This window comes from Methylophilus sp. 'Pure River' (assembly GCF_046765995.1).
GTDB lineage: Bacteria > Pseudomonadota > Gammaproteobacteria > Burkholderiales > Methylophilaceae > Methylophilus.
In genome coordinates this window covers 108,367-125,871 of record NZ_JBKOUE010000008.1, presented here as the reverse complement: position 1 = coordinate 125,871, position 17,505 = coordinate 108,367, and the positions used below count along the sequence as shown (strand labels likewise).

Genomic DNA, 17,505 nt, shown 5'->3' with positions numbered 1-17,505 from the left:
TGCCTGTCAGAAATGACGGCCAATAAAAATCCGGCGACTATCACGTGGCCGGATTTTTAAGATGCCGTATGGCATTATTTAAAACTATTCCATGGTCTTAAAACTATTGAATGGCCTTAAAACATGGTTTCCATGCAGCGGCGGATATGCGGGATAGAGCCGACCGGGTTAGGCGTATATTTGCTCAGTTTGGCCAGGGTTGCCAGCGCTTTATCGGCCTTTTGTTGCAGGCAATAAACTTCTGTCAGGTTGCTGAGTGGGATGGCAGGGTTTTCTTGCGCCAGTAATACGGCTTTTTCCAGCAGCAGTTCGGCATCCTCAAATTGCCCCTGGCTCACCAGCAGGGTGCCAAGGTCATTATAGGGCTCCCAGCAACTACTTTCTTGCTTGATCAGTTCCAGCATCATTTGCGTAGACAGTTTCATATCACCTTCAGCCGCCAGTTTTTCGGCCTGCTGATAGGTGGTCCGGTCTATGTCTACTTGTGCCTTGAGCGCCGGGGTGGGTAAGTGTGTGTGTCCAGCCAGGGCGGCAAGAATATTGTCTGCAATCAAGGTTGCACTTTGGCCCAGATGGGCAAATTGATGCTGTTTGTTTTGCGTGATTTGCTGCTGGTATTCAGCGGCGTTCTCTAAGACGTGCTCTACCGTACGGCGCAGATCAGCTTTAACAGTTTTAATCACATAGTCATAAGGCACGCTAGCCGGACGTGGTGGGTTAGTATCTGGAATCAGCCAGTCGGTGACCGCAATGCCAGGCACATCCAGCAACAAGGCTTCTGTGAGCACACTGGACTCATCCGATACCATGACATCCGCCAGGCCCAGGCAATACATGATGCTGACTTCGCGGTCGACGACATAGACATTGTCGGCGCAGTTTCTATGCAGCGCATCCATTGCGTCGATATTGTTCAGCACCCAGCGGTATTTGTCTGACCAGGGCGCCTGTTTCAGCAACAGGTTGACCGGCAGGTCTTTCAGGGCTTGCACAAATTCATCCTGTTTGCCGTGGTTTTCCCAGGACGGTGCGTAGAGGATGGAGTGTTCGTATTTCAGGCCCAGTTGTTCGCGCAACTTTTGTGCTTCCTGTTTAAAGGTTTCCTGGTTGCGGTAAACCAGGTCGGCTTTGGGCCAACCGAGGTCAAACACACCCAATTTAGGACGTGCCTGTTTAAAGTTAGTTTGTGTCTGCCAGCGCTCGACCCAGGCCGGGCCAGGCACAATGCCCATATCAAAGGCGGTCCATGGTTCATGATGCCAGAAGTGTGGCCAGATATCATGGCGCTGTGCCAGGTCGTGCAGCAGCACGACAGAAAAACCGGCATTCGGTTTGCAGGCGTGTTCACAATACACACCGACTTCGGCATATTGCCTGGAGTCTGTACTCCATTGAATGAGGTAGCCTCTGCTCGCAATTTCGTCGGCGACTGGCGCCAGGGCCTGGCGTTCGCAGTTGTCGGTATAAAAGAAAGTGAACACAGGCTGTGATGCTGGGGTATTCGTCATGATGGCTTATCCATGCAAGCGTTTAGAGAAAATGACACTAAAACGGTATTGGCTTTGTGCGTAATTGGGTACGCAGCTTTCAAATGCCTGCTGTGGTTTTTCCGGCAATTGCTGGCTAAACCACTCAGGGGTGTAATAGGTGTGGTGCAAGCCACGGTATTTTTCTTCATATTCGGCAACGGTTAGCGCATCGCGGCGTGCGTGCTCGCAGGCTTCGCGGGTGGCTGCATGCGGAATATCGAGGATTGCGATGCCAACCTTGGCTTTTTGCCACATGGCCTGGAGCACTTCGGCGGCCATGGCTTCGTCAAAATAATGAAATACACTGTTGGCAATCACAAAGTCATATTCCTTGCTGGTGTCTAGCGATTGCGCAGGAATGGCCTGGAAATCACCATCAGGCATGGCCTGTTGCGCGGCTTCAATCAGTCCGGCGGCATAATCCAGGCCACCAACAGTTAAAGGATGCTGCTGGCGTAGGGCATACAAGAATGCCCCGGCGCCACAACCTACCTCAAAGACTGAGTCACCAGACTGCATCCCCAGCTTGTCACTGATGCGGCGCGTATATTCCTGCCAGTCGGCGAGGTCAATTTTGCCTGCACCGCTATCAAAGCCATCCAGGGCAATCAGCGTTTCCAATGTGATGGCATGCTGCGGTTGCAGGCTGCGCTTTTCCCAAATCTGTTGCCAGTGGTTACTCATGTGTTTGCTTCCATTTTTTGACTGACGGCTTTGAGCACGCGGGCACGCAACAAGGTGCTGCTGATGCCTTCTGTGCGCGGCAAAATATGTAATTTTTCGGCTGCAATCGGGTTGCTGTTATCGTGGCCGTGCACCAGCAGGTCAATCTTGTGTTGCTGTATAAAGGCTTCATCAAGCAGCCAGGGGCTAGGCACAACCTCGTCTACATCGCGCATGGCCAGTAACACTTCAGCACGGGCCGCGTAATCCAGCTCAGGCTCATAGCCTTTCTTGGCGCGAATTTCTTCGTCGGTGGTCAGTGCAACTACCACATGACCTAACTGTTTAGCCGCTTTTAACAGGCGCACATGACCATGATGGATTAAGGTCGCTGACATATCGACCATAATGCGTTTGGATGGCTGTGTCATGGCTGTAACTCCAGTAAATCGAGAATGGCGCCGCGTGCTGCACTGCCCAGGTGTGCTTCGCCCAGATGGCAGACGACGCTGCCACGGCTGATCCCGCGTGGCTGGTAGAGCACTGCGCGGCTATCCTGGCTGCTGACCGTGGCATCTACCCAGGTGCATAGCACGGGCTGGTAGTGCACGGGGTGCGTGGCATAAGTGCCAATCTTTTTCAGCATCTGGGCTTTGTTGATAAACACCGCTTCACGCAAGTCATCATGCTTGGGCAACACTTCATATAACGAGGCCATGGCATGGTAAGGGCCGGTCATGCGGCGTTCCAAATGTGTCGCCAGATTGAGGTAAAACGAGTCGACCTCGTGTTTTGGTAACTGGTTAAATGCAATAAATGAGGCGCCTGTGAGGCCAAACAGGCCTTTGCAGGAGCTATAGGCAATCACATCTGCCAGGCCATGATCTATTTCCAGGCCGATAGAAGCCGTGGCATCCAGCATAAGCTGGGCGCCGACACGGTCTGCCAATGCGCGCAAATCAGCAATTGGCAACAACAGGCCAGCACTGGTTTCGGTATAGCAGGCGACGACCCAGTCGAAACGGCCGCTGATATTGGCCAGTTGCTGCCAGTCGCAGACGGTGACCAGTGACACCTGGCCAGCCGTACGCTGAGCCAGTTGCGCAAAGCTGACTAATCGCTGGGCGTAATAGCCGCTGTCTATCACCAGTACCTTGCCATGCAAGAAGTTCAGGCTGGCGATTTCCAGCGCCAGGCTGGCGGAGCCTTGCAGGCGCGCGATCTGCGCGTGGCCAGTCATGTGCTTGAGGGCGGACAGCACCGCATGATCAACCTGATTGTAGTCGAGGTCACCACGCCCGAAGCACGGGCGCAGGCCTAGCAGGTTTTCTTCAAGCAAGCTGGCCGGTCCCGCAGTAAACAGCACTTTATGCTGGTTTTGGGCCGCGACATGCGCGTGTATGGTGGTGGTTGCTTCAAGCATATTCCACCTCGGTTAAAAATTGCATAAAGTCCTGTTTGTTTTGGGCTGGCGTGCGGGTAGGTCGGCCCAGGTCGGCACGGGCACCTTTGCGGCACAGCACTTCAATCAGGCAGCTTTTGCCACTGCGCAGGACTTGTGGGATGAGTTGGTTTAGTTGTTTTGCGCCAGACACACTGTAGACCTGTGCATAGCCCGCGGCACTGGCAATGTCGGCCAATGCCAATTGCGCAGCGACGGTTGGTTGCCCACCCACGGAGTCATGCGCACCATTATTCAATACGATATGCAGCAAGTTGGCTTGCTGGGCGCTGATGGTCAGGCTACCCATGTGCATCAGCATGGCGCCATCGCCGTCAATACAGACGACTTGCCGGTCTGGTTGTGCCAGCGCAATGCCACAGGCAATTTGCGAGGCGTGGCCCATGCCACCCACGGTGAGAAAGTCGCGGCCATGCCCGGCCTGTTGCGCTTTGCGTAGCTCAAACAGTTCACGTGAGGCCATGCCGGTGGTGGCCACCACGGCAGCGTCTTGTGGCAAGGCTGACACAATTTGTCCAATCATGTGTTCACGGCTTTCCAGCACCGGCAATTTACCTGCCAGGGCAGAGGCGGGGGCTGCTGTTGTTTTGACTGGCTTATACGGCGCAAAGCTTTGTTTGCGCACCACCAGTGCTACAGGGCCCTGACGTGTCATCGCCTGCTGCAACAATGCTTGGATTTGCGCATGGGCGGTGTCTATGTCATCAGCCATTACCTGGTAAGGCAAGCCCAGCACGTCAAGTTGTGACAAGGTAATCTGGCCTTGTTTGACATGCTGCGGTTCATCATGGATCTGTTCGCCATGTGCATTCAGTTCTCCGCGCCAGCCAATGACCAATAACATAGGAATGCCATACACCTGCGGATCCGCCAGTGACGCAATCGGGTTGACTACATTGCCCAGGCCAGAATTTTGCATATAGACCAGCGCAGGTTGATGGCTTGCCAGGTAGTGGCCAATGGCCAGGCCAATCGCACCACCCTCATTGGCGGCAATCACATGTTGATCCTTTGCCAGCTTGTCTGAAAAGCAGGCGCACAATTCTTTAAGTAATGAGTCGGGCACCCCGGCAAAAAATTGCACTTGTTCTGTTTGCAATGCACTTAAAAAGTCTTCAGCATGAATCATCATGTGCTCCGCTTATTTAGTACCTGGAATCAGTTCCAGCACGTCGTTAATCGACATCAGGCTGGATTCGATTTCTGCTGTCCTGCCATTTTTGAGGATTTCCATGGCGGCATTCTGCATGGCAGGGTAAGCCGCACGCATCATGTGGTTGGCATAAATCACCAGGTTAAAGCCGTGTGCGGCCAGTTCTTCCTCTGTCACCTTGTTGTAGCTGGTTGGTACGCAGACTAAAGGAGTAGTCGGGAATTCTGATTTAAAGATTTTGGCAAACTCGAACACTTCGTCCGGGGCCTTCTGGCGGCTGTGAATCATGATGCCATCGACGCCAGCGCCGACATAGGCTTGTGCACGTTTGACGGCATCGGCAATGCCTTTTTCCAGGATCAGGCTTTCAATACGTGCAATCACCATAAAGTCATCGCTGACGCGTGCAGCACGGCCTGCCATGATTTTTTCGCAGAAAGGCTCAATCTCGTCCTGCAATTGCGGCACTTCGTTGCCAAATAAGGAATTCTTTTTTAAACCGATCTTGTCTTCAATAATGGTGGCGGAAATACCCAGGCGTTCCATGCTGCGCACATTGAGTTCAAAGTGCTCCAGTTTGCCGCCGGTGTCGGCATCCATAATTAAAGGTTTGGTGGTGACATCAAAGATGTCATTAATATTAGACAGGCGGCTGTTGATCTCAACCGCTTCAATATCGGGTTTGCCGCGGGCGGTAGAGTCGGTCAGTGAGCTAGACCAGAAGCCGTCGAACTGGCAGGTCTTGCCATTACGTTGTGCCGTCACATGCTCGGCAATCAGCGCCGAGATCGGGTTGTGTGCTTCAATAAAACGTGAAATCGGTTTGACGGTCAGCAATCTTTTCAAAGTGCGGCGGCGGATATCCGGTGTGGTACCCAATGCCTGGATCTGGCCGAGCATTTCATTCGAAGATACGCCACGTGTATAAGGAATCTCGATCAGGTGGCCGCCATATTCGGCCAGTGCCGCACGCGCACGGTCACGGTAGGGCACCAATGGGCCTTCCAGCCAGTCGTCACCATGCACCATGATGTCTGGTTTGTATTTGAGCAGGTTGGGAGCGTAGTCCCATTCTTCCTGCGGCACCACATTCACCACACCGCGGATATTGCTGACAATCTGTTTGCGTTGTTCGTAGGTGAGGTAGGGCAGGCGTTTATGGTCCGCGACTGCAGCGTCGGATAACAGACCGATGGTGACGTCGCCATACTTTCTGGCTTGTTCAATAATATTGATATGGCCATGGTGCAGAATATCTACAGTCATACCTACATAAACGGATGCCATGCAAAACTCCTTCGTAGTCTTTTGAATACCTTTATATAAGGTATGCGAATTGGATAGCCTGATTATCGTTGGCAACGCCTAAGAATGATTTGCAGATAAACGCGGAAAACCGGCCTTATATCTTGTGTGATAGAGCGGTCATGAACAAGGCCTGGAAGCGGTGTGCTTTAAAAGCGGAATTAAGACTGATTCTCTATTTAGCTCGGTTAATGGTGAAGGCACATTCTTTTATAGAATAGATTGATGTAAACAATTTTGTGCAGTTCTTGATTAAAGGCTAAAGATTTTAGTGGAGGGGTCGTAAATAGTTTCAAGTGCATGATTGATCGAAAAAAGAAATTTGCAATAAGTATTAAAGAAATTTCGCAAGCGGTCGATAACACAACTAACAACGCTAGATAGCAAACATTAAGTGGTAAATAGCGATCAACGTTGAAAGTAACATGACGATTTGACACTTAACTGGATATACGACTCTAAAGGAGATTTAACATGGCTTCAGTAATTAACACCAACCTGGCTTCCTTGAACGCACAACGTAACTTGACCGCTTCACAAAGCAGCCTGAACACTTCCATTCAACGTTTGTCTTCTGGTCTGCGTATTAACAGCGCTAAAGATGACGCGGCTGGTATGGCGATTGCAACACGTATGGACTCACAAGTTCGCGGTATGGATGTTGCAACACGTAACGCTAACGACGCGATTTCTTTCCTGCAAACTGCAGAAGGTGGCTTGAGCAGCGCAACTGATGCCTTACAACGTATGCGTGAACTGGCTGTACAAGCAGCTAACGGTTCCTACAGCTCTGGTGACCGTGCAAACCTGGATACAGAATTCTCACAACTGAAGTCAGAACTGACTCGTTTGGGTACTGCAACCAAGTTTAACGGCCAGGCAGCATTCGGTGCTGGTTACAACTTCCAGATTGGTGCTGACAGTGGCGATACGATTAGTGTGTCTTCTGTTGCAGCGGCTTCTCTGTCCGGTTCCCTGTCTTCAGCTGCTGCTGCATCATCTGCGATTACAGCGATTGACGCACAACTGACCACAGTGAACACCAGCCGTGCGACATTGGGTGCTTACCAAAACCGTTTTGCTTCAGTAGTAAGCAACCTGGGTGTAGCGTCTGAGAACATGTCAGCTGCCAAGTCACGTATCACTGATGCTGACTTCGCTTCAGAAACAGCCAAGATGACACGTGCACAGATTCTGCAACAAGCTGGTACTGCGATGCTGGCTCAAGCGAACCAGTTGCCTAACCAAGTGATGACATTGCTGAGAGGCTAATACATCATTCGGTAACGCTAAATCCACAGGCCTAGACCCTGTGGATTTGGCCTAGGTAAAAGGAGCAACATCATGAGTGATTCATTTGTTAGTGGTGTAGGCGGTAGTTTGCAGGGTGTACAGGCAGCCAGTAGTTTGAAACTGGTGAAATATGCTGAATCAGCTGCTGATAAAGCTGCTGCCGATGTGAATGACAAAGCCGCGATTAGCGGTGCAGTCAAAAAGTTAAATGAGTATGTAGCACCAGCGTTACAAACGATAGAGTTTTCTATCGATGATGACAGTGACCGTATCATTGTGAAAGTGGTGGATACCGAAACACAAAAGGTATTACGCCAGATTCCCAATGAAGAAGTCCTTGCCATCAGTAAAACGCTGGATAAATTACGTGGGCTGGTGGTACGACAGACAGCCTGATATTGCGTTTTAATTCGGTTGGGAGATTAAGAAATGGCATCGATTGTATCCTCTACTGGCGCATCTGGCCTGCCTATTGACTCATTGGTCACTGCCCAGATGCAGGCGGAACAGCAACCCATTACCGATATTAAAACCAAAATATCGTCTTACAATACCAAGCTGTCAGCCTATAGCACGCTCAAGAGCGGGCTAAGTACGTTTCAAACGGCCGTCGACAAATTGGCCACCGCTGCCAAGTTTAATGCGCAATCGGTGACCGCGAGTGATGCGACCAGTATCAGCGCCACCGCCAACGGCACCGCCGTGCTTGGTAACTATAGTGTGTCAGTCACGCAACTGGCGACCTCACAAAAACTGGCATCGCCTGCTTACAGCAGCGCGACCGATATTGTAGGCACCGGCAAACTCACCATCTCTTTCGGTACTTACACTGCTGCCAATGGCGGCACGCCTGCCTCATTTACAGCGAATGCCGATAAGTCCGATATCACGATAGACATCACCAGCAGCAACAATACGCTGGCAGGTATCCGTGATGCGATCAATGCAAAAAATGCGTCTGTCTCGGCTTCTATTGTTAATGACGGTACCGGTAATCGCCTGGTGATTACGTCTAAAGATACCGGCGAGGTGAATAGCCTCAAAATATCGGTAGCCGATGATGATGGTAACAACACCGACACTGGCGGCTTGTCTGCGCTCGCCTATGATCCGCTGGCCAGTAGCAATAACATGACACAAATGACCGCAGCGAAGAACGCTTTGCTGACGGTCGATGGCATGAGTATCAGTAAGGCCAGTAATACGGTCTCTGATGTGATTCAGGGCGTCACTTTGACGCTGAAGACGGTCACCTCGGCCAGCAATACGCTGAGTGTGGGGACAGACACGGATACCATACAAAGCTCGGTACAAAGCTTTGTCGATGCTTATAACGCGCTGAATACCAGTATGCGCAACCTGACCAAGTTTGTGTCGGCGGGGTCGACCTCCAATGGTGCCTTGCTGGGCGATTCAACGGCGCGCAACATCATGGTCAAGTTAAAGTCGATGTTATCGGCTTCTTCGCCTACAGCGACCACTTATAAAACCCTGAGCGATATCGGCGTCAGCATGGGCTCGGATGGGTCGTTATCGCTGGATAGCACTAAACTACAAAAAGCCATTACCAACAACGTCGGTGATGTGGCCAAATTGTTCTCGCCGTCGGCGACCTCTACCGATCCGCAGGTGACTTTTCTAGGCAGCAAGGATGATACGGCCTCTGGGACCTATGCGGTGAATATCTCGCAACTGGGCGGTAATGGTGTCAATGCGATTGGTACGATTAACGGTGTGACGGCCAATACCACTGGTTCTGTACTTACTGGTGTGATCGGCAATGGCAGCTATGGATTGCAACTGAGCGTCACTGGGACTGCGACTGGCAGTCGTGGCACTGTCACCTTTAGCAAAGGGCTGGCAGGCGAGCTCAGCAGCTTGCTGGACGGCTGGTTAGATACCGATGGCGCATTGACAACAAAAACAGATGGTATTTCAAGTTCCATTAAAGATTTGAACAAAAAGGCCGATGATATAAGTGCCAAGCTGCCCGCCATTGAAGCACGTTACCGCGCCCAGTATGCAAAACTGGATGCACTGCTCAGTAGCTTACAGAGCACCAGCAGTAACCTGACTTCACAACTGGCCGCGATTAGCGCTAACAGTTAGTTGAAGCGGTAGATGTCTGTAGCGAGCGGCTGGCAAATTATCGTAAACCATACGCTTTAAAGCAGAATTCAGGAGTCAAAAATGTTCGGGATGAAAAAATTAGGTGTCAATGCTTATGCAAGCGTAGGGTTGGAAACCGGTGTGGTAGATGCCAGCCCATTGAAACTGATCGTCATGCTGTATGACGGTGCAATTTCGGCCTGCATTCATGCCCAGCAAGCGATGGCTCAGCACGATATTGCCAAAAAAGGCGAATACCTGACACAAGCAGTCACCATCGTCGATAGCGGCTTGCGTGCCTGCCTGGACAAGCGCGCGGGTGGCAACATCGCACAAAACCTTGACCAGCTTTATCAATACATGACACGTACGCTGATGGAAGCCAGCGTGCGTCAGGATGTCAAAAAAGTACAAGAAATTCAACATTTACTGATGGAATTAAAGAGCGCGTGGGAAACACTGGAAAAGTCAGCAATGGCGCGTCCAGTGCAAGCGGATATGTCTTTGGGCCAGATGGTCGCCCAGAAAACAAATGAATTGCAACAGATGGGGCAAGTTAACCGTTTGGCCACAGCCGGAGCCTAAGATGTCACAAGCACTGATTAATACTTACGAATCTGCCGCAAAATTGATGGAGCAGATGCTGATTGCGGCACGCAAGGATGCCTGGGAAAAAGTCACCGAGCTGGAGCAGTCTTATATGCTTAAACTCGAAGTGGTTAAAAGCCTGGAGCAAACCATGCGCCTCGAATCTCAGGCATTGACGCCAGAACTCAATGCACGCAAGCAGGCACTGGTTCAGAAGATTTTGGCCGATGATGGTGAAATCAGAAATTTGCTCTATCCGGTGATGCACCGCATCACCGACATGATCTTTGATGCGCAGTTACATGCACGCATCCCCCCGGACGTGATATAGATGTTACCGATCCCGCAAGTTCTCTCACAACGTATTATCGCGAGTGAAACAGAGAGCTTGCGTGCAGTTTCTTCGATCATGCCGGTCGAAGGCACGCAGTCTGAAGCCCCGTTATGGGAGCGTATGCGGCCTGGCATGCAGTTCACTGGCCTGATTCTGCAAAAAGAAGCAGGGGGCGCCAAAGCCTCAGAACTGGCACAGTTCAAGGTTCAAATCCAACTTCCTAATCAAGCACCAGCAACGGTACAGATGCAGTTGCCTGCTCACCTGGCACAACAGCAAACCCTGCATATGCAGTTTATGGGCCTGGCGCAGCAAGGCGCAGGCAAAGATATCCTGCCGCAAGTAAAATGGGGTGTGCAGCCTGGGAGTGGCCAGGCTAATGCTGGCACGGCACGCTTGGCTGAGACTGCCTTGCTGACGGATATGTCACAGTCTGATCATGGCGAGCATCTGCAAGACATGGTCAAAACGGCTGCTGGCCAAGCCAGCCTGGTTGAACTGAGCAGCCCGGCCAAGCATTTGCAACGCTGGCTCAGCTCTTCTGAGTTTCAGCAACAAACCACTGCTTTGCAAGCGCAAACGGTAGTGAGCCATAGCCCGCAGAAACCACAAGTACTGGCACAAGACTTGAAACATGCGCTGGATAGCTCTGGCCTGTTTTACGAGTCGCACCTGAAGGAGGCTGCACTAGGTAGCCGCCCCTGGCACCAGCTCTTGCAAGAGCCGCAAAACAAACCCGGACTGGTGCCACCAGAGATGGTCGCGCAGCAGTTGCAAGTGCTGGAACAGCAGCGCGTCGTGTGGCATGGCGAGGTTTGGCCAGGGCAAACCATGCAATGGCAAGTGAACGAGCAGGAAACCTCGGCCCATTCGACAGAAGAGCCGGTGCTGAACAGTTTACAGAGTGACCTGACCTTGCATTTGCCACGTCTGGGTGAGGTGTCAGTCAAGATCACCATGGTCAACGGCCGCTTTAGCGTGCGTGTTGAACCGGAAGATGCCAAGGCGTTGAAAGAGATGCAGTCTGGCCGTAGCCAGTTGGCCATGAGTTTGCAGTCGGCGGGATTAAAACTGGAGTCTTTGCAGATTAGCCAGGATGACACAGCGCAAGACAGGCGGCAGTATGCAGCAGGATAAACTGTATACGCAGTCTGCAGTCGCCCTGGCTTATGAGGCCGGTGACCTTGCGCCACGTGTGGTTGCCAAAGGCAATGGTTTATTGGCTGAGCGCATTATTGCGCTGGCGAAAGAACATGAAGTGTATGTGCATGAGTCACAGGCCTTATTGAGCCTGTTGATGCAAGTAGAGCTGGATGCCCATATTCCGCCACAATTGTATCAGGCGATTGCCGAGATCCTGGCATGGTTATATCAATTAGAGCAGGGTGAAACCCGGGAACCGCCTGCTGTGTAGCCGGTCAATGCAGAATATGCCGCTTTAGACTTGCATGTTCATCATGTCTTGGTAAGCGGTGACCAGTTTATTGCGTACCTGCACCGTGGCCTGGAAGGCGATATTGGCTTTCTGGCCTGAAATCATGACATCAGACAGGCTGACATTGTCATTACCCATGGCGAAATCCTGCCCCAGCTTTTCTGATTGCAGTTGCATATTGTTGACCTGGTCCAGCGAGGCTTTTAATGCATCGCTAAAGCTGACCTGGCTGGTCGGGGCTGCTGCATTGGTTTTCTGCACTGGATTTGCGATGGCCGCGCTACCCAAACCTTCAGGTTTTTGAGCGGCTGCACGCAATTGTGCCAGCATGGACGAGATGCGTTGTGCATCAATACCGCCTGCGTTCATGGTGGGCTCCTTTCATCATCATGGGCAGATTAAGCCCTTAATTGTCATGGTAGACACTTTAGCATCCTGTGCTACCGGGCGCTTTGTAAAATAGGCAACATTAATCCGTCTTATTTGCGCATTTGAAAATAACGAGTAAGTGCATAATGTGATCCATGTGAATGTGTCCTTAAAGCGCATTCGAGTTCAAGAAGGTGTTTTTGAGTCAGCTAAGCCGTATCGGGCCAGGGCTCAGAAAACCTGCGGTAGTAAACATGGAGGTTCAGATGGCTGCTGACGCTGCCTTACTTACATCAACTGGTGAGTCCAACGGTACACCGAATATGTTTGGTCAACTCGGACAGAAGCTGCTATTGGTCGCAGGTATTGCGGCTGTGGTTGCCGTGATGGTGGTGTTCTGGCTGTGGAGCCAGAAGCCGGATTACCGTGTGTTGTTCTCTAACTTTGCCGACAAAGATGGTGGCGCCATTGTGGCCGAACTCGACAAGTTAAGTGTGCCTTACCAGTTTGCTGAAGGCGGCAATGCGATTTTGGTGCCTGCTGACCAGGTGCATCAGGTGCGTTTGAAACTGGCCGCACAAGGTTTGCCTAAAGGTGGCAATATCGGCTTCGAATTACTGGAAAACCAGAAGTTTGGTGTGTCGCAGTTTGTGGAGCAAGTCAATTTTCAACGTGGCCTGGAAGGCGAGCTCGAACGCAGTATCCAGTCTATTTCAGCTGTGCAGGCCGCCCGTATCCATTTAGCCATTCCAAAGCCGAGCGTGTTTGTGCGCGAACAACAATATCCAACGGCTTCCGTGTTGTTAAACCTGCATAATGGCCGCCGCCTGGATGGCCAGCAAGTGGCTGCAGTCGTCCATCTGGTGGCCAGTAGCGTGCCTAATTTATCTGCCGATCATGTGACGGTTGTGGATCAGAACGGTAACTTGCTGTCTGACAATGCTAACAAGACAAAACAAAACGGTCTGGATCCGGAACAAATGGCTTACGTGGAAAATATGCAGAACAGCATTGCCCGCCGCGTGGAATCGATTATTACTCCTATCGTGGGTGCCAAGAACGTGCACGCTGAAACCAGCGCAGAGATTGACTTCTCGATGACCGAGCAAGCCAACGAGTCATACAAGCCCAATACCAAACCTGACGATATGGCGATCCGCAGCGCGCAAAGCCATGAGTCACAAAATGCCAGCGGCAGTAATGGTGCGGTGCCTGGTGCCTTGTCTAACCAGCCACCAGGTGAATCTACTGCCCCGATTAATGCGCCGGGTGCGCAGGCGCCGGGCGCAGAAGGTGCTGCCCCAGCTGCGCCACCGGCACCGCCACAAAATACCCAAAAAGATAACACCACCAACTACGAGCTGGACAAAACAGTCAGCTACATCCAGCAAGCCAAAGGCGGCATCAAGCGCCTGCACGTAGCGGTGGTGGTGAATCATATTCCGGTGGTTGATAGCACAGGCAAAACGACTTACCGTGCCTTGAGCAATGCCGAGAAGCAGCAAGTGAGTGATCTCGCCATGCAGGCCATGGGCTTTAACAAAGAACGTGGTGATACGATTTCTGTGGTCAACACGCCGTTTATTGCCGAAGCGCAGGAAAAACTGGCTGAGCCACCATTGTGGAAAGACCCACTGGTAATTGAGTATGGTAAAGATGCGTTGCGCTTCCTGGCAGGGGTGATTGTGTTGATGATGGTTTACAAAAAACTGCTCAAACCCATGGCCAATAAACTGACAGGCGCCGACAAGAAAGAGCAGGCGCTGGCTGACGGCGCTGCCGCCCTGACCGGTCCTGACGGGCTGCCTATTGCAGGCGCCGCAGGGGCAGAAGGTGATGATACTTTAGTGACCTTGAGTGGTGATGCGACAGCGTTACCAAGCGGCCTGGATCAGACCTTGCAGGCCGCAAAGCAAGTGGCAAAAGATAACCCACGTATGGTGGCTAATGTTGTGTCCAGCTGGACCTCCGCGGAGAAGTAGTGCATGAGTGACCAGGGATTAACCAGAAGTGCAATCTTGATGCTGGCGCTCGGCGAAGACGAGGCGGCTGAAGTGATGAAGCATTTGTCTCCGAAAGAGGTACAACGCTTGGGTATCGTCATGGCGTCGATGAAACCGGTGCCACGCGAAGAGGTCGAGCAGGTGCTGGAAAAATTCATGCTGGACTTTGCCAGCAGCAGTGATTTCGGCCTCGATTCAGACAGCTATATCCGCTCGGTGTTGATCAAAGCCTTTGGCGACGACAAAGCCTCCAACTTGCTGAACCGCATTCCACAGTCACAAGATGCGGCCGGCATAGAAAGCCTGAAGTGGATGGATGCCTTTAGCGTGGCGGACTTTATCAAGAACGAACATCCACAGATTATCGCCACCATTTTGTCTCACTTGGAAGCAGAACAGTCAGCAGAAATTTTGAGTCATTTTACCGAGCGTTTACGCCAGGACGTGATCTTGCGTATTGCCACGCTGGATAGTATCAAGCCGACGGCCTTGCGAGAGTTGAATGAAGGCATGCTGAAAATGCTGGCCGGTAATGACAACATTAAGCGGCAAGCGATTGGTGGTGTCAAAACCGCTGCCGAGATCATGAACTATATCAGTGGCGAGCATGAGGCCAAACTGATGGATGGCCTTAAAAGCTACGATGACAATATGGCGCAGCAAATCATGGACCAGATGTTTGTGTTTGACAACATCATGGAGATCGATGACAGAGGTATTCAGGTGCTGTTGCGTGAAGTGCAGTCAGACATGCTGATCGTAGCCCTCAAAGGCACGTCAGATGAAATGAAAGAAAAATTCTTCCGCAATATGTCATCGCGTGCAGCTGACATGATGCGTGAAGACCTGGAAAGCCGTGGGCCGGTCAAACTGTCAGAGGTTGAAGGCCAGCAGAAACAAATCTTGCAAATTATCCGTCGCCTGTCAGATGAAGGCCAGATCATGCTGGCTGGTAAAGGCGACAGTGAGCAGTATCTATAAACACATGATATAAGGAAAGTGCCTCATGGTAGCTTCTGCAATTCCAAAAGAACAAATGAGCGCCTATCAACGCTGGGAGATGGCCAGCTTTGATGATTCCATCTCCAGTGAGCGTGTTAAACGTGAGCGCGAACAGGCTGAGGAAAATGCACGTACGGTCAGCCAGATTCTGAAACAGGTCAGACAAGAAGCTTATGAAGAGGGCTTTAAAACCGGTTACGGCGATGGTATGACACATGCCCAGTCGCAAATTGACACTGAGCGCCAGCAGTTGTCGCAAATGGCTGCCAGCTTCCAGCAGGCATTGGCCATGCAGGATGTCAGTGTGGCCGAGTCTGTGTTGAGCCTGGCGCTGGACCTGGCAAAAGCCATGATGAAAACCAAGTTGCAGGTGGATCCGCAAGCAGTGATTCCTGTGGTACTGGATGCCATGCATTACCTGCCACAAGTTAAACAGCCTGCCAGATTAATCGTGCATCATGAAGATGCCAAAGTGCTGCGTGCCCATATTGGTGAGCAACTGAAAGAACAAGGCTGGCAACTGGTTGAAGATAGCCAGATTGAGCGTGGTGGCTGCCTGGTGGAAACCGCAGAAAACCAGATTGATGCCAGTAACGAAATGCGCTGGAAACGTTTGGTACAAGGCTTGTCACGCGTGGATGACTGGCATAAACCTGTCGCTAGCAACGAATAACGCGTGCAGCCTATGCACTGATTGTGATTGATTCCAGCATGACAGAACCTAATAGCGCCGTAGAGGCCAGCCCCGCGTTGGCAGAAGACTTAGCTAATGATGCGGGTGTGACGCCAGTCACAGATGCCAATGTCATGGCAGATCAGGCAGAGATTGCCGCGCCTGTTGAACAAGACTTGCCACCCAATGTGCATAACCAGCGCTGGCAAAGTTACCTCAAAGACTGTAGAGAACTGATCCATTTGGTAGAGCCATTAGAAGTGGCTGGACGTATTGTCAAGGTCACGGGCCTGATCATGGTCGCGACCGGGATTAAAATGCCAATTGGCGGTGCCTGTTTTATTCCCCTGCAAGATGGTGGTCGCGTAGAGGCTGAAGTGGTGGGCTTTGATGGCGAAAACCTGTTATTAATGCCGCAGTCTGCTGTGGATGGTGTGGTACCTGGTGCCAAAGTGTTCAGCATGGAAATCACCGAAACCTTGCCTAAGCCACAGTTTGGCCGTCCGCCACGCCGTCGTGCGCAGGACCGTGCACGCCACTTTCCGGTCGGTGACGGCTTGCTCGGCCGGGTGGTCGATGCTGCGGGCAATCCACTGGATAACCTGGGCCCGATTTCAACCGAGGTTACGGCGCCTTTGAGTGGACGGGTGATTAATCCGCTGATGCGCGCACCGATTGAAGAAACACTGGATGTGGGCGTACGCGCAATCAATGCCATGCTCACCGTTGGTCGCGGGCAACGCCTGGGCCTGTTTGCCGGTTCTGGTGTAGGTAAAAGCGTCTTGTTGGGCATGATGGCACGTTACACCACCGCTGATGTCATTGTGGTCGGCCTGATTGGTGAGCGGGGCCGCGAAGTACAAGAATTTATTGAACAGATTTTAGGGCCAGAAGGTCTGGCCCGCTCTGTCGTGGTGGCCGCACCGGCAGATGTGTCGGCACTGATGCGTTTGCAAGGTGCCAATTACGCCACTGCTATTGCCGAGCGCTTCCGCCAGCAAGGCAAAAACGTCTTGTTAATCATGGACTCACTGACACGCTATGCCATGGCACAACGCGAAATCGCATTGGCGATTGGTGAACCGCCAGCGACTAAAGGCTATCCACCTTCAGTGTTTGCCAAGCTGCCCGCGCTGGTTGAACGTACCGGTAACGGCGCCAGGGGCGAGGGCTCAATTACTGCTTTTTATACCGTGCTGACCGAGGGCGATGACCAGCAAGATCCGATTGCCGATTCTGCACGCGCCATTCTCGATGGTCATATTGTGCTTAACCGTACCTTGGCTGAGAGCGGGCATTATCCGGCGATTGATATTGAACAGTCGATCAGCCGCGCCATGCACAACATCACCAGTAAAGAGCACCAACAGGCAGCACGTTTACTCAAACAGTTATATTCGCGTTATTTGCGTAACCAGGACCTGATTGCCGTTGGTGCTTATCAGCCAGGCTCTGATCCTATGCTGGATATCGCAATTAAGAAACGTGACCAGATCAATGCATTTTTGCAGCAGGACATCGACGAAAGTGCCTATATGCAAGCCTGTTTGCAGCAATTGGCGCAAACTATTTCCTAGGCAATAGTGC

The 17,505-nt window shown here is 51.8% G+C and carries 18 protein-coding genes; 11 read left to right on the top strand and 7 right to left on the bottom strand.

Annotated elements, in window-relative coordinates; translation table 11 throughout:
• Positions 1-116 precede the first annotated feature (116 nt).
• Genes ACIDE9_RS11070 through aepX form a run of 6 tightly spaced genes read right to left on the bottom strand, consistent with a single transcriptional unit; the run spans position 117 to position 6,094 of the window.
• Positions 117-1,508: a tetratricopeptide repeat protein gene (locus ACIDE9_RS11070; protein WP_411994828.1), complete on the bottom strand. Its 1,392-nt coding sequence runs from the start codon at positions 1,506-1,508 to the stop codon at positions 117-119.
• Between the two features lie 6 nt (positions 1,509-1,514).
• The gene (locus ACIDE9_RS11065) at positions 1,515-2,213 is read right to left on the bottom strand and encodes a class I SAM-dependent methyltransferase (protein WP_411994826.1); all 699 of its coding nucleotides are present in this window, start codon (positions 2,211-2,213) and stop codon (positions 1,515-1,517) included.
• On the bottom strand, positions 2,210-2,623 hold the full coding sequence (locus ACIDE9_RS11060) for an adenylyltransferase/cytidyltransferase family protein (RefSeq protein WP_194754282.1): 414 nt from the start codon (positions 2,621-2,623) through the stop codon (positions 2,210-2,212). The genes ACIDE9_RS11065 and ACIDE9_RS11060 overlap by 4 nt, the downstream gene beginning before the upstream one ends.
• Entirely contained in the window at positions 2,620-3,615 is a 996-nt protein-coding gene (locus ACIDE9_RS11055) for an aminotransferase class V-fold PLP-dependent enzyme (RefSeq protein ID WP_194754283.1), read from the bottom strand. Before ACIDE9_RS11055 ends, ACIDE9_RS11060 begins: the two co-directional genes overlap by 4 nt.
• Complete coding sequence (gene aepY / locus ACIDE9_RS11050; RefSeq protein WP_411994825.1) at positions 3,608-4,786, bottom strand: phosphonopyruvate decarboxylase; 1,179 nt, start codon at positions 4,784-4,786, stop codon at positions 3,608-3,610. Before aepY ends, ACIDE9_RS11055 begins: the two co-directional genes overlap by 8 nt.
• Positions 4,787-4,795: 9 nt before the next feature.
• Positions 4,796-6,094 carry a phosphoenolpyruvate mutase gene (aepX, locus tag ACIDE9_RS11045; RefSeq protein WP_411994823.1) on the bottom strand — a complete coding sequence of 433 codons (1,299 nt, stop codon included), beginning with the start codon at positions 6,092-6,094 and terminating at the stop codon, positions 4,796-4,798.
• 492 nt (positions 6,095-6,586) lie between these two features.
• On the opposite strand from aepX, the gene ACIDE9_RS11040 reads away from it, so the two are divergent.
• The 7 genes from ACIDE9_RS11040 (at position 6,587) to ACIDE9_RS11010 (ending at position 11,850) form a co-directional block, all read left to right on the top strand.
• The gene (locus tag ACIDE9_RS11040; RefSeq protein WP_411994821.1) at positions 6,587-7,384 is read left to right on the top strand and encodes a flagellin; all 798 of its coding nucleotides are present in this window, start codon (positions 6,587-6,589) and stop codon (positions 7,382-7,384) included.
• Positions 7,385-7,456: 72 nt separating this feature from the next.
• Complete coding sequence (locus ACIDE9_RS11035) at positions 7,457-7,801, top strand: flagellar protein FlaG (RefSeq protein WP_194754286.1); 345 nt, start codon at positions 7,457-7,459, stop codon at positions 7,799-7,801.
• Between the two features lie 33 nt (positions 7,802-7,834).
• The gene (gene fliD, locus ACIDE9_RS11030) at positions 7,835-9,514 is read left to right on the top strand and encodes a flagellar filament capping protein FliD (protein WP_411994819.1); all 1,680 of its coding nucleotides are present in this window, start codon (positions 7,835-7,837) and stop codon (positions 9,512-9,514) included.
• Between the two features lie 81 nt (positions 9,515-9,595).
• Positions 9,596-10,099, top strand: a complete 504-nt coding sequence (gene fliS / locus ACIDE9_RS11025; protein WP_194754288.1) for a flagellar export chaperone FliS — start codon at positions 9,596-9,598, stop codon at positions 10,097-10,099.
• A 1-nt stretch (position 10,100) separates the two neighbouring features.
• Complete coding sequence (locus tag ACIDE9_RS11020; protein ID WP_019882553.1) at positions 10,101-10,433, top strand: flagellar protein FliT; 333 nt, start codon at positions 10,101-10,103, stop codon at positions 10,431-10,433.
• Between the two features lie 57 nt (positions 10,434-10,490).
• On the top strand, positions 10,491-11,573 hold the full coding sequence (locus tag ACIDE9_RS11015) for a flagellar hook-length control protein FliK (protein ID WP_411994817.1): 1,083 nt from the start codon (positions 10,491-10,493) through the stop codon (positions 11,571-11,573).
• Positions 11,560-11,850 carry an EscU/YscU/HrcU family type III secretion system export apparatus switch protein gene (locus tag ACIDE9_RS11010; RefSeq protein WP_019882551.1) on the top strand — a complete coding sequence of 97 codons (291 nt, stop codon included), beginning with the start codon at positions 11,560-11,562 and terminating at the stop codon, positions 11,848-11,850. The genes ACIDE9_RS11015 and ACIDE9_RS11010 overlap by 14 nt, the downstream gene beginning before the upstream one ends.
• Before the next feature lie 24 nt (positions 11,851-11,874).
• Here the strand turns inward: ACIDE9_RS11010 and fliE are convergent, their stop codons facing one another.
• Positions 11,875-12,240, bottom strand: a complete 366-nt coding sequence (gene fliE, locus ACIDE9_RS11005; protein ID WP_019882550.1) for a flagellar hook-basal body complex protein FliE — start codon at positions 12,238-12,240, stop codon at positions 11,875-11,877.
• 266 nt (positions 12,241-12,506) lie between these two features.
• On the opposite strand from fliE, the gene fliF reads away from it, so the two are divergent.
• The 4 genes from fliF to fliI all read left to right on the top strand — a co-directional run bounded on the left by fliF (position 12,507) and on the right by fliI (position 17,495).
• Positions 12,507-14,222 carry a flagellar basal-body MS-ring/collar protein FliF gene (fliF, locus tag ACIDE9_RS11000; RefSeq protein WP_411994815.1) on the top strand — a complete coding sequence of 572 codons (1,716 nt, stop codon included), beginning with the start codon at positions 12,507-12,509 and terminating at the stop codon, positions 14,220-14,222.
• Between the two features lie 3 nt (positions 14,223-14,225).
• Positions 14,226-15,224 (top strand): flagellar motor switch protein FliG, encoded by a 999-nt coding sequence (fliG, locus tag ACIDE9_RS10995; protein ID WP_194754291.1) that lies wholly within the window; start codon positions 14,226-14,228, stop codon positions 15,222-15,224.
• Between the two features lie 25 nt (positions 15,225-15,249).
• Positions 15,250-15,918: a flagellar assembly protein FliH gene (locus tag ACIDE9_RS10990; protein WP_019882547.1), complete on the top strand. Its 669-nt coding sequence runs from the start codon at positions 15,250-15,252 to the stop codon at positions 15,916-15,918.
• A gap of 134 nt (positions 15,919-16,052) precedes the next feature.
• Positions 16,053-17,495, top strand: a complete 1,443-nt coding sequence (gene fliI, locus ACIDE9_RS10985) for a flagellar protein export ATPase FliI (protein ID WP_411994875.1) — start codon at positions 16,053-16,055, stop codon at positions 17,493-17,495.
• The last annotated feature ends 10 nt before the right edge of the window (positions 17,496-17,505 follow it).